This window comes from Tropicimonas marinistellae (genome assembly GCF_001509585.1).
GTDB classification, from domain to species: domain Bacteria; phylum Pseudomonadota; class Alphaproteobacteria; order Rhodobacterales; family Rhodobacteraceae; genus Tropicimonas; species Tropicimonas marinistellae.
Genome location: NZ_LNCI01000017.1, coordinates 1 through 12,084, shown reverse-complemented (window position 1 = coordinate 12,084; position 12,084 = coordinate 1). Strand labels below are relative to the sequence as shown.

Annotated in this window: 13 protein-coding genes; 8 read left to right on the top strand and 5 right to left on the bottom strand. The window is 61.9% G+C overall.

Annotated features, from left to right (window positions below; genetic code table 11):
* Positions 1-50: 50 nt before the first annotated feature.
* Genes nadA through nadC form a run of 3 tightly spaced genes read left to right on the top strand, consistent with a single transcriptional unit; the run spans position 51 to position 3,428 of the window.
* Positions 51-1,019: a quinolinate synthase NadA gene (gene nadA, locus ARC39_RS23800; RefSeq protein ID WP_068118916.1), complete on the top strand. Its 969-nt coding sequence runs from the start codon at positions 51-53 to the stop codon at positions 1,017-1,019.
* Positions 1,019-2,563 (top strand): L-aspartate oxidase, encoded by a 1,545-nt coding sequence (locus tag ARC39_RS23795; RefSeq protein ID WP_068118914.1) that lies wholly within the window; start codon positions 1,019-1,021, stop codon positions 2,561-2,563. The genes nadA and ARC39_RS23795 overlap by 1 nt, the downstream gene beginning before the upstream one ends.
* Position 2,564: 1 nt before the next feature.
* Positions 2,565-3,428 (top strand): carboxylating nicotinate-nucleotide diphosphorylase, encoded by an 864-nt coding sequence (gene nadC, locus ARC39_RS23790; RefSeq protein WP_068118912.1) that lies wholly within the window; start codon positions 2,565-2,567, stop codon positions 3,426-3,428.
* A 7-nt stretch (positions 3,429-3,435) separates the two neighbouring features.
* Here nadC and ARC39_RS23785 read toward each other — a convergent pair whose 3' ends face one another.
* The gene (locus ARC39_RS23785; RefSeq protein ID WP_068118909.1) at positions 3,436-4,341 is read right to left on the bottom strand and encodes an AraC family transcriptional regulator; all 906 of its coding nucleotides are present in this window, start codon (positions 4,339-4,341) and stop codon (positions 3,436-3,438) included.
* A gap of 169 nt (positions 4,342-4,510) precedes the next feature.
* Here ARC39_RS23785 and ARC39_RS23780 point away from each other — a divergent pair, with 169 nt between their 5' ends.
* Entirely contained in the window at positions 4,511-5,545 is a 1,035-nt protein-coding gene (locus ARC39_RS23780; RefSeq protein WP_068118906.1) for an aldo/keto reductase, read from the top strand.
* A 67-nt stretch (positions 5,546-5,612) separates the two neighbouring features.
* Here the strand turns inward: ARC39_RS23780 and ARC39_RS23775 are convergent, their stop codons facing one another.
* The 4 genes from ARC39_RS23775 to ARC39_RS26530 form a co-directional block, all read right to left on the bottom strand.
* The gene (locus tag ARC39_RS23775; protein ID WP_149866538.1) at positions 5,613-7,052 is read right to left on the bottom strand and encodes a DUF8728 domain-containing protein; all 1,440 of its coding nucleotides are present in this window, start codon (positions 7,050-7,052) and stop codon (positions 5,613-5,615) included.
* Positions 7,053-7,825: 773 nt separating this feature from the next.
* Positions 7,826-8,233, bottom strand: a complete 408-nt coding sequence (locus tag ARC39_RS23770) for a type II toxin-antitoxin system VapC family toxin (RefSeq protein ID WP_068118901.1) — start codon at positions 8,231-8,233, stop codon at positions 7,826-7,828.
* The gene (locus ARC39_RS23765) at positions 8,230-8,472 is read right to left on the bottom strand and encodes a type II toxin-antitoxin system Phd/YefM family antitoxin (RefSeq protein ID WP_068118898.1); all 243 of its coding nucleotides are present in this window, start codon (positions 8,470-8,472) and stop codon (positions 8,230-8,232) included. Before ARC39_RS23765 ends, ARC39_RS23770 begins: the two co-directional genes overlap by 4 nt.
* Positions 8,473-8,536: 64 nt before the next feature.
* Positions 8,537-8,776, bottom strand: coding sequence for a DUF1403 family protein (locus tag ARC39_RS26530; RefSeq protein ID WP_149866537.1), 240 nt, complete (start codon positions 8,774-8,776; stop codon positions 8,537-8,539).
* A gap of 203 nt (positions 8,777-8,979) precedes the next feature.
* Here ARC39_RS26530 and ARC39_RS23760 point away from each other — a divergent pair, with 203 nt between their 5' ends.
* The 4 genes from ARC39_RS23760 to ARC39_RS23745 form a co-directional block, all read left to right on the top strand.
* Positions 8,980-9,996 (top strand): ABC transporter substrate-binding protein, encoded by a 1,017-nt coding sequence (locus ARC39_RS23760; RefSeq protein ID WP_068118895.1) that lies wholly within the window; start codon positions 8,980-8,982, stop codon positions 9,994-9,996.
* A gap of 66 nt (positions 9,997-10,062) precedes the next feature.
* Positions 10,063-10,890 (top strand): ABC transporter permease, encoded by an 828-nt coding sequence (locus ARC39_RS23755; RefSeq protein ID WP_068118893.1) that lies wholly within the window; start codon positions 10,063-10,065, stop codon positions 10,888-10,890.
* Positions 10,891-10,894: 4 nt separating this feature from the next.
* Positions 10,895-11,683 (top strand): ABC transporter permease, encoded by a 789-nt coding sequence (locus ARC39_RS23750; RefSeq protein ID WP_068118889.1) that lies wholly within the window; start codon positions 10,895-10,897, stop codon positions 11,681-11,683.
* The coding region (locus ARC39_RS23745) for an ABC transporter ATP-binding protein (protein WP_149866536.1) at positions 11,680-12,084 on the top strand (405 nt) is incomplete at its 3' end. The genes ARC39_RS23750 and ARC39_RS23745, both read left to right, overlap by 4 nt.

Here is a 12,084-nt window from a genome sequence, read left to right as displayed (position 1 = left end):
GAATAAATGCGGACTTCAATGTACTCATAAGGAGTATAAAAGGAGTCGCCATGACGGATTTCCGCCTTCCGGAACTATATAGCCGGGTCAGCCAGATCATCCCGCCACCCGATTGGATGATGTTCGAGGAGGACGTGGAAGCCATTCTTGCGCTCAAGCGCGAGAAGAACGCGGTGATCCTGGCTCACAATTACCAGACGCCGGAGATCTTCCACGGCGTGGCCGACATTGTGGGCGACAGCCTAGCGCTGGCGCGCGAAGCGGTGAAGGTCGATGCTGACGTGATTGTGCTAGCGGGCGTGCATTTCATGGCCGAGACGGCGAAGCTGCTTAATCCGGAAAAGACGGTCCTGATTCCGCATACCGGGGCGGGCTGTTCGCTTGCCGACTCAATCACGCCCGCCGACATCGCGCTATTGCGCGCAGCGCACCCCGGCGTACCCGTGATCACCTACGTCAACACCTCCGCCGCAGTAAAGGCGGCCTCTGACATCTGCTGCACCTCTGGCAATGCGGTGAAAGTGGTGGAATCCCTCGGCGTACCGAAGGTGCTGATGATTCCCGACGAATACCTCGCGCGCAATGTGGCTCGGGAGACGGAGGTTGAGATCGTCGCTTGGCATGGCCATTGCGAAGTCCACGAGCTTTTCACCGCCGAGGACGTGCGCGAAATGCGCCGCGCGTGGCCAGGGGTAACGGTTCTCGCGCACCCCGAATGTCCGCCGGAGGTGGTGGCGGAGGCCGATTTCTCCGGCTCCACGGCAGTCATGTCGGATTTCGTGCGGGATGAGCAGCCGGGCCGGGTCTGCCTGCTGACGGAATGCTCGATGAGCGACAATGTGGCCCTCGACCACCCGAAGGTGGAATTTGTTCGCCCCTGCAACCTGTGTCCGCACATGAAGCGGATCAGCCTGAAGAACATCCGCACAGCTTTGGAAGAGGGCCGGCACGAGGTCACGGTCGATCCGGAAATCGCCGCGGATGCGCGCCGGGCGGTGGAGCGGATGCTGGCGGTTTGATGGCCGATCTTCTGGACCTGCACGGGCGCGTCGTCATCGTCGGTGCCGGGATCGCCGGGTTGATGGCGGCGCTGGAATTGGCGCCCCAACCTGTCGTGCTGGTGTCTCGCGATGGTCTCGGCCGGGAAAGCTCCAGCGCTTGGGCGCAGGGCGGAATTGCGGCCAGCGTCGGTAGCGATGACAGCGCGGCGTTGCACCTTTCGGACACGCTCATGGCGGGCGCCGGACATTGCGATGCGACCGTAGCAGAAGCGATATTGTCAGAATCCTCGCATGCAATCGCCGCGTTGGAGCAATACGGCGTTCGTTTCGACCGCACGGCATGCGGCGGATATGCCTTCGGGCGGGAGGCCGCGCATTCGCGCCGCCGCATCCTGCATTCCGACGGCGACGGTTCTGGCGCGGCAATGACAGCAGCACTTGTTACGGCAGCGTTCGCCTGTCCGTCGATTACCTCTTTGACCGGCGTCGAGGTTCGGCGATTGATCATGCAAGATGATCGTATCGCGGGTGTGTTACTGCAACGCGGTCGACAGGTTGAAGTTTTGCGCACCGAGCGTGTTGTTCTCGCGACCGGCGGAATTGGCGGGCTATACGATGCCACGACGAACCCGGTGGGGAATTTCGGTCAGGGCATCGCAATGGCCGCCCGCGCCGGCGCTGCGCTGGCGGATATGGAATTCGTGCAGTTTCATCCCACTGCGCTCGATACCCCCCGCCGCCCGCTGGCGCTCATCAGTGAGGCGGTGCGTGGTGAGGGGGCGGTTCTGGTCGACCAAAAACGCCAACGGGTCATGGCAGGAACGCCGGGCGCCGATCTCGCACCGCGCGATGTGGTCGCCCGCGCGATCCACACCATCACATCCGATGGTGGCAAGGTCTACCTCGACGCAAGCCAAGCGCTCGGTGCGCGTTTCGCGTCGCGTTTTCCCAAGATTCACCAGCTTTGCCGCGCCGCAAACATCGACCCAGCGGCGCATCCGATACCAGTCCGGCCAGCTGCGCATTATCACATGGGCGGAATTGCAACGGACAGTCGGGCGCGCAGTAGCCTGGACGGGCTATGGGCGGTGGGTGAATGCGCATCCACGGGTTTGCATGGCGCCAACCGACTCGCCAGCAACTCGTTGCTCGAGGCGGTGGTCATGGCGCGCCGCGCAGCAAAGGACATTTCTGGCCGGCCAACGCACTCGCCCGGAGGTGTTGCGAAGGTTCCGCCGGTCGCACTTCCCGCGGCCGATCCGGAAACCGTCCGCCCAATTGTCTCGGCGGCACTCGGTGTCGCCAGGGATGGAACGGGGCTCCGTGCCGCGATGGCTGCATTGTTGCCACTTGCAAGAGGCTCCGACCCTTCGGCGGACCCGGCAATTGTTGCGCTTTCCATTGCGGTGTTCGCGGCCCTGCGCGAGGAATCCCGCGGTGCACATTTCCGAAGCGACTTTCCCGTGGCGATGTCGGGATCTACACGGCGCCGCCTTTGCCTGGATGACATACGTGCCTCCGCGCATACCCTTCTCGCTCAACCCATGTTGCGGAGTGCGTAATATGCAGATTGCCTCCCTGCCCCGCCCAGTAATCGAGCCCGTGCTACGTCACGCGCTCGAGGAGGACCTCGGCCTCGCCGGTGACATTACCTCGGCGGCGGTCATTCCTGCAGGACACCACTCTTGCGTAACGGCCGAGGTACGCAGCGCCGGAGTGATCGCCGGGCTCGACTGCGCCGAACTGGCTTGCGCGCTGGTCGATCCGGCCATTGTGGTGACCCGACATGTCGACGACGGCGCGGTCGTCGAACCGAGAACCCGAATAGCCAGTTTCGAAGGCCCTTCCCGAAGCCTGCTCATCGCCGAGCGTACGGCACTGAATTTTCTAGGGCATCTCTCCGGCATCGCCACGGAGACGGCCGGTCTGGTGCGCGCAGTGACAGGAACGCGGGCGGCCATTGTCTGCACGCGAAAAACCACGCCCGGCCTGCGGGCCCTGGAGAAATACGCTGTTCGCGCGGGCGGCGGGATGAACCATCGCTACTCGCTGGCAGATGCGGTGCTGATCAAGGACAACCATATCGCCATCGCCGGCGGTATCGCGCCCGCACTCACCCGCGCGCGGGAAAACGTCGGGCACATGGTGAAGATCGAGATCGAGGTCGACACACTCGATCAGCTAGCCGAGGTTCTCAAGCTCGGCGCCGATGCGGTGCTGCTCGACAACATGGATCCGGCAACGCTCCGCACGGCGGTGCAGATGGTCGACGGCCGCGCGATCACGGAAGCCTCGGGCGGCATTACCCCAGACAACGCCAGAACGGTTGCCGAGGCTGGGGTCGACCTGATCTCTCTGGGCTGGATGACCCACAGCGCACCGACGCTTGATATCGGGTTGGACTTCGTTTCGGCCGACCCTTCCTGAGCGCCGCTCAGGCGTGGGTTTCGCTGGCAACCATCCGGCGGATTTCGGCGCCATCGCGGCCTGGCGGCGCGCCGAACATACGGCGATACTCTCGGCTGAACTGCGACGGGCTCTCGTACCCGATTGCAAAGCCGATTTGGGCCACGTCAGACCCTTCCGACAACAGAAGCCGCCGCGCCTCCTGCAAGCGCAGGCTTTTCTGAAACTGGACTGGCGTCATCGCCGTTGCCGCCTTGAAATGGCGATGGAACGTTGCCGGGCTCATTCCGGCCAACGCGGCCAGATGCGGCACGCTGAGCGTATCGGTGAAGTGTTCCCTGACCCATGCGATCGACCGACCGATGCGGGCGAGGCGACTGTCGGCAAGCCCTGTCTGACGCAATATCGCCCCCTGCGGACTGTTGAGCAGGCGCCAGACGATCTCCCGCCGGATCATCGGGGCCAGCACGGGGATATCGCCCGGCCGGTCGGCGAGCGCCAGCAGTCGTTCCAGCGGATCGACCAGGTCAGCCGGGAGCGGATGAACGCCAAGCGCTGTCGATGACGTCGCATTATCCACTTCGGTCTGCGCATGGTCCAACAGTAGTCCGGCGACATCGGCGGGATCGACGTTGACGACGAGCGCGATATAAGGGCGCGCGGACGAAGCTTCGATGATTTCGGCACGCACTGGTACATCGAGCGATGTTATCAGGCACTTTCCGGCGTCGTAGCAGTAGCTGCGGTCGCCCACGCGGCTGATCTTGGCTCCTTGAAGGACCGCGCAGAGCGAGGGCTCGTAGACCCCGTGTATTGGCCCGAATGGGGCATCTGCAGCAGCTAGAAACACCCCGGGAAGCGGCGTTTCGCGTCCATGGGCCCGCCAGAGGCTGAGCGCGCGGGTCTTCAACGTGTCGAGGTTGCTTTCGTCCATGACCGCACTCTAGCCGAATGCGCGCGGCATGATAGCGCCGCCCGCCGCGTTTGAGAGAATCGTGCAGGAATTCGCGAGGATTGGCGTGGCGCGGTGACCCCTGTGAGCCCACATTGCAGTCATGCCGCGGCCAACTGGTCCGGCCCATTCGTGACAAGGGATATCATCCATGCACTATCGTCGCCTCGGCCACAGCGGCCTTTTCGTTTCCGAGCTTTGCCTCGGCACCATGACCTTCGGCGGGTCGGACGACATGTGGGGCCATATTGGAAAGCTTCAACAGGAGGAGGCAGACGGCCTGCTCAAGACGGCACTCGACGCCGGGATCAACTTTATCGACACCGCCAACATTTACGCCACCGGCAAGAGCGAGGAGATCCTCGGCCACGCGTTAAAGAACCTCGGCGTCCCGCGCGAGGACGTGGTGATCGCCACCAAGGTCCATGGGCCGATGGGCGAAGGCCCCAACGCACGGGGAAGCTCGCGCGGGCACATTCTCGACCAGGCCAAGGCCAGTTTGAAGCGGCTGCAACTCGACCATATCGACCTGTACCAGATCCACGGCTTCGATCCTGCGACGCCGATCGAAGAGACGCTGGAGGCACTCGACACGCTCGTCCGCCAGGGTCTTGTACGCTACCTCGGCCTGTCAAACTGGGCCGCGTGGCAGATCGTCAAGGCGGTGGGGATCACCCAGGCGCGGCACCTGGCACCCATCGTTTCGCTGCAGGCCTACTACACCTTGGCAGGTCGCGACCTTGAACGCGAGGTGGTGCCGGCATTGCTTTCCGAGGGCGTAGGGCTGATGGTCTGGAGCCCGCTCGCGGGTGGGTTCCTTTCAGGCAAGTACGACCGCGAGGGAACGACGGCCGAGGGGCGCCGGGTGACATTCGACTTCCCGCCTATCGACAAGGACCGCGCCTATGACGCCATCGAGGTGATGCGCAACATCGCCGCCGAAAAGGGCTGCACAGTGCCGCAGGTGGCGCTTGCCTGGCTTCTGCACCAGCGGGTCGTGAGCAGCGTGATCGTCGGCGCGAAACGTGTGGATCAGCTTACCGACAATATCGGCGCAACCGAGATCCAGTTGAGCGAGGAAGATCTTACCGCGCTCGATGCGGTGACGAAGCTGCCCGAGGAGTACCCGGGTTGGATGATCGAGCGGCAGGGCGAGTACCGGGCCCATCTGATGCAGGAACGTTAGGTCAATTACCCGACTTACACCCAATTGAGTGCCGCGCCGCGTTCTTCGGCGCGGCACTTCCCATAGGCTAGCCTCCCGGAGGAGCCAGGATGTACGCCTCGAGCCCGGCTGGGTTGCCGGCCGGATGGGGTGTTGGTGTCCAACCCTCTGCCGCCAGATGATCCACAAGCCGGAACCCGCGGTTCCAACCCTCGCTGACAAGGATGGTTCGCGCCCCGCTCAATTCGGCCATTTCGGCAAGCGCGCGGCCGCGTCCCTCCTCGCCGCCGTGGTAGCTGAACTGGCGATTGATCTCGATTGCCGCCGGCGTCTTCAATCCGACAATGTCGAAAAAGCGCTGGTCGGTCGCAAATGAAACATAACCCACATCGTGAATCAGGACCGTTTCCGACGGTTCGAGAACCCGATCGATCCAGTCCGCGGCGTCGGAAAGCGTTTCATACTTGGCCCTGACGGTCTCCATGCCGGCGGGGACGCTCACGGCCGCGCCCTTCACGTTCAGTACAAGCACGACGAGGATCATCATTGTCGAGAATGCGCGTATTCCCTTGTTCTTCGACGACGCCAGCTCGATTGCGCCGAGAAAACACAGAGGAAGCAACAGATACATGTACCGGTAAAAATTCTGATGCAGCGTGAGCGGCTGAAAGACCATGTAGTAGCCGAGAAACACGGCAGCGAATAAAACGTAGAGACGTGACCTCCGCCGCACCAACCCCAGCAGAAACAGTGACTGGGGCAGCATCAGCAGGAAGAACAGGAACACCTGCGTCGCGCCAATGGCGGAACTCTCGAAAAAACCTGTTTCCTTGGTAATGAAGAAGTACTTCTTGGCATCCCCCGTCGTTGGAAGCAGGCTTCCGGAAGCCCAGTATTGAAGTAGAAGCAAGCCTATGAAAACGCTCGAGAACGCCAGACCAGCGCGCAGCAGTGGCGGGGCTTCGGCGTGGCGTTCGCCCCTCAAGCACCAACCGGCGAGGACCAACGCGGAAAGAAGCGCGAGTTCTGGACGCACGAACGGCGCAGCCGCCGCCAGAAACGGCAGGGCGCGTCCGCCACCACGGTGCAACACGATGAGCCAGGTGAGAACCGCCATCGCGAGCCCGGTTTCAAGACCATTGAGATAGACTTGGACCAGATCACCGGTTGTCAGCGCACAGGCGACAACGGCGACGCCTATATAGCGAGGCAACTCCGCCTGGCGGGTCAATTGAAGTATGCCGAGCCCATTAAGGCCAATCGCACCCCATGCCAGGACCATCAGCCCGAGTTCCATGCCGAAAACCGGAGCCACCAGCGCCGCCGCCAACGTATGGAGTAGGCTAGTAGAGCCATGAAGGGCTGGCGTCTCAGGGAAACTGGTATCTGGCGCCCGAAGCGCCTGGGCGTTGTTGAGAACGATATAGGCATCGTCCAAACGGAATTTCGGGCCTCCCAGAGCCAGCAGATAGAGCGCACAAAGACCGCCGAGAATCCCTAGCAGGACACTCGCTTCCAGAAAAGCCATACGCCGCTTGTGACCGGCCGTCCCGCCCATCCAAGGGTTGTTTCCGGATACATGGTTCGAAAACATTGATGACACGCGCCCCTTTCCGGCAATTCCCGCGACCCGACTTATCCGCCTGGACCTAAACCCACTTGATGTCGGGTATACGATCCGATCATGGCCAAATTCTGATCCCCAGGGCTGTTTGTCTCTCAGGGCGATACAGTTCTTCATCGATGGATCTGGTGTCTGCGCGGCACTCTTGCGCAGCGTCGTGTCGGGATCGAAGTGACTACATTTGTGGCGTGACCAATGTGAAAGCGGTATCTATCACAATCCCGCTTGGTCGGAGGCTTGATGGGCTGACCGCATGGGTGGCGCGCGCATGAAACCGTCCGATGAATGCGCGGTTGATTTCCTGTCCGGAGGTTTTCCTCCGCGCGTCCCGCATAACAGGTTGGTGATGCGCAGCGGCCGCAAGCACCGCGAGATCGAATTCCCGAAAGGTCGATGCTTGTCCGCTGAGTTCCCTGGCTTCCCGGATCGCCGCCCAAAGTTCGGTCGGGTCCGAAGGATGTACCCCCCGACGACTGCGGTCACTTCGAAGGAACGGTCGGCATGCTCCGCCGCCGAATCCGCGATCAGCAGATTGACTGAGACCGCACCAACAACTCGGGCGAGGCCTTCGCATTTCACCGGCGCAGCGCTGGCAAAGAGTATCGTCTCGATCCGTCACATCCAATCGCGCTAACGCAAATCTGGTGGCAGATCCTCCTGATTCAGGTCGAAGCCGCTCAAAACGGATCGACGATCCGGGCACCCGTCGGTTCGAAATCCGAACCGTTCCCGGTGACCACGGTTGCGTCCCGGGCGAGCGCCTGCGCGGCGATCATAAGATCGGCCCCAGCGTGTCCGATCCGGGCCGAAAGAGCGCCCCAGACCAACGCATCCTCCGCCGTGAAATCCAGAATCCTGTCGTGAAACACCGTCACCGTTCGCTCCAGCCAGCGTCCGAGATCTGTCGCGAAACCGGGGTTTTTTTTGCGCTCTTGAAGGCGTATGCCCCGTTCAATCTCTCCCAAGGTGATCGCGCTCAGAAACAGCTCCGATTCCGGACGATCTGACAGCCAAGCCACAACATTCGGAGCCCGACCATCCCGTCGCACGGCGGAGATAACGTTGGTGTCGAGTATGTAGATCACAAATCGACGTCCCTCGGTGCAGCCTTCGCACGCGGCACAACTCCGCCGGGAAACGCCGCGAGATGGTCAAGAAAACTCCCTCGGTTCGCGCGGGCTTCCGCGACCAGCCGGTAGTATTCTTCGGCAGAGACCACGACGACCGCAGGTTTCCCACGACGCGAAACCTCCTGTGGTCGCCCCGCAAGGGCGGCATCCACCACGGCGCTGAACCTGTTCTTGGCATCTTGCAACGGGATCATGTCGAATTTCCTGTCTAGCTACCTGTCTAGCTACCTGTCTAGATAGATTTTTATTCTCGAGGATTCAAGCTTCACTGGCCACAGAGCCACAATGTCGTCTCCCTGTCTGTTCCCGAATGGCCCCTAGTTGCAGCAAGCGGGCGCACAGCCGCCAGGGCGCGCGATCGGACATGAGAACTTTGCGCGCAACCGAGGGAGGCATCGCATCGACGCAGAGGAACCGGTCGCAAGCCGCATTTGCCCAGCGGCCCGCAACTTGGGGGCCCCAAGCGCTCCGCCACACCAAAAAAGCAGATCCCTCCATCAAGGCCACCCGCTATCCAAACGGCGATCATTCGGCACAGAATGTCTATTCCTGCATAGTTTTTGACCAATCTGGCTTTTAGCAATACTAAAGTGGAAACGACGAACAGCTTGACTTGCCCCCACATCCTACGGGCTTATTGGGTCCATGTGATGAGGCGGACAGGTCCGGCTCGGCTCCAACCCACCAGCAAGGTCAGCGACATGAAAACACCCCTGACGGTTTCCACCCTCGCCCTTCTCGCCTCGGCTGCCGCGGCCGGCGCCGAAACGCTCACGGTCTCCTGGTGGGGCTACAACGGCGATAAGCTCAACGCGAATATCATCGAGCCGTTCAAAGAGATCTGTGGCTGCGATGTCGTGTTCGAAACCGGCAACAACGCCGACCGTCTCGGCAAGCTGACAGCACGCGGCGGAAAAGGTGTCGACGTTATCTTCCTCACCGACGCCTATAGCCAGATCGGTATCGAGAGCGGGATCTTTCAGGAGATCGACCGCTCCAAGCTTAGCAATATCGACGAGATCTACGAGGTCGCCCGCGACCCCCAGGGGGGATATGGACCGGCCTATACGGTAGGCCGGATCGGCATCGTCTACGACAGCGCGAAGGTCGCGCCCATCACCTCCTGGAATGATCTCTGGCGCGAGGATCTCAAGGGGATGCTCTCGCTGCCCAACATAACCACCACGGCCGGCCCGATGTTCGTGGTGCAAGCCGGCAAGCACGCGGGCGTGGACGCCTACGAGGATGCAGATGCGACCTTCGCTGCCATCGAAACCATCGAGCCGAACGTAGTGAAGAACTACAACACCGGCTCGGAAATGGTGAACCTTGTTTCCACCGGGGAGATCTCGGCGACCATGACCCAGGATTTCACCCTACGGTCACTCAAGGATGCCGTTCCTACGATGACCTGGGCGGAGTTGGAGGACGGCGACATCGCTGTGCTCAACACACTCAACATCCCCGTCGGAGCAGAGAATCCAGAACTCGCGTATCAGTTCATCGACTTCGTGCTCTCGAAGGAGGTCCAGCAAAAGGAAGCTGAACAGGGTGTCGACGCGCCGATCAACATGATGGTCGAACTGACGCCGGAACAGGCCGCGCTCTGGACATATGGACAGGAAGCAATCGACGCTCTCAATATGATGGACTACGCCAAGTTGAACGCGGCCAAGACCGACTGGATCGACCGCTGGAACGAAATCTTCGGCATGTGATTCCGTCGGCGGCGGGCGGACGTTGTTCGCCCGCGTCGATCCGCTGACGACATCAAGGAGCCACACATGTCTCCCCGCCTGCGTGCCTGGGCGTTGTCTGCCCCGGCACTTCTGCTGGTGCTACTGTTCCTCGGTCTGCCGGTGCTTTCGACATTGGCGACGACCTTCGGCGACCCGAAGGGTCCGTTCTCGCAATACGCAGCCTTCTTCAACTCGCGCTTCCGGATGACCGTGCTCTGGCGAACCATGGAGGTCGCGGTGATTACCACGGTGATTTCCGTCTTCCTCGGTTTCATCACCGCGTGGGTGGTCGCCCGCGCACCGGCGCGGGCAAAGAGCCTTCTGATCATCGCAGCGGTGTTTCCGCTGCTGACCGGCGTTGTCGTGCGCAGCTTCGCCTGGCTGGTGATCCTGGGCAAGAACGGCATCCTGAACGATTTCCTGCTCTGGAGCGGTCTCATCGCGGAGCCGCTCTCGATGCTCTACACCGAGGGTGCGGTGATCGTCGCCATGGTCTATCTCTTCGTGCCGCTGATGGTTCTGACGCTGGTGGGGGTGCTGGAAGGCATCCCGCAGGATCTGACCGAGGCCGCTGCCAGCCTCGGCGCCACGCCCGCCGCAACATTCCGGCAGGTCATCCTGCCAATGGCAGTGCCCGGCCTGATCGTCGGCGCTGTGCTGGTTTTCACCGGCTCCTTTACCTCCTACGCGACGCCGCAGCTCTTGGGCGGGGAACGTCAGATGATGATGGGCACCTTCCTCTACCAGCGCGCCATGGTCACTTTCGACTGGGTCGGCGCCTCGACCATCGCCGCTGTCATGGTGGTCGTGACGCTCTCGACCGTACTGGTGATGACGCGCATCGCGCGGCGGCTCAACCCGGTGGCGGGGTAACGCAATGCACGGACGCACGCACCCGCTGCTTGTTGCATTTGCTTCGGTGGTTTTCTTCTTTCTGCTCGGGCCGCTGGTGATCATCATCGGTGCTTCGCTATCTGACTCTTCATTTCTCACCTTCCCTCCGCGCGGGCTGACTCTGCACTGGTATCAGAACATCTTCGATATTAGCGCTTTCAAACGCACCATGGTCACCAGCTTCTCGCTTGCGGTGGGCGGCACAGCGCTGTCGATGCTGATCGGCATTCCGGCGGCCTACGCACTGGCGCGGCATCGGGTCGACCTGCCGAAGTTCCTCGGCAACGTCTATGTGCTGCCGATCCTGATCCCCGAAATCGTGCTCGGCTTCTCCCTGATGAAATCGCTTGCCACCGGTCTTGGCTTGCCGATCACGCTATCACTACTGATCGGCCACGCGCTGCTGGTGCTGCCGTATTGCGTGCGCGTCGTCGGCGCTTCGCTCAATTCCTTCGACTTTTCCATCGAGGAGGCCGCCGTCTCGCTCGGTTGCCCACGCTGGCGCGCCTTCTTCACCGTGGTTCTGCCGAACATCCGCGCCGGTATCATCGCCGGCTTCATCCTCGCCTTCATCACCTCGCTCAACGACGTCTCGGTGTCGATCTTCCTCACCGGCCCCGGCGTCTCCACCCTGCCGATCCAGCTTCTGGCCCATATGGAGCAGTTCTTCGACCCGACCATCGCCTCGGTCTCGGTCCTGCTCATGGGCGTGACCGTTGCCGTCATGGCCGTGGTGGAGCGTACGCTCGGCCTGACCTTCCTGACCAAATGACCGTTTCACTCACTCTCGACCGGGTCACCGCCCATTACGGCACCACCAAGGTGCTGGAAGATCTCTCGCTGCATGTGAACGAAGGCGAACTGGTCTCGCTGCTGGGCGCATCGGGCTGTGGCAAGACCACCACGCTCCGCCTGGTGGCCGGGTTTCTGGAACCTACCGCCGGCAGCATCCACCTCGGAGAGCGGGACCTGACCCGCCTGCCCGCCCACACCCGAAACATCGGGCTGGTGTTCCAGACCTACGCGCTGTTCCCGCATCTGACGGTGAGGGACAACGTGGCATTCGGTCTGAAACAACGCGGCCTTCCGACAAAGGAACGCCGCACGCGTACGGATGCGGTGATCGACCGCGTCGGGCTGTCGGAACTGGCGGAGCGGCATCCGGCAAACCTC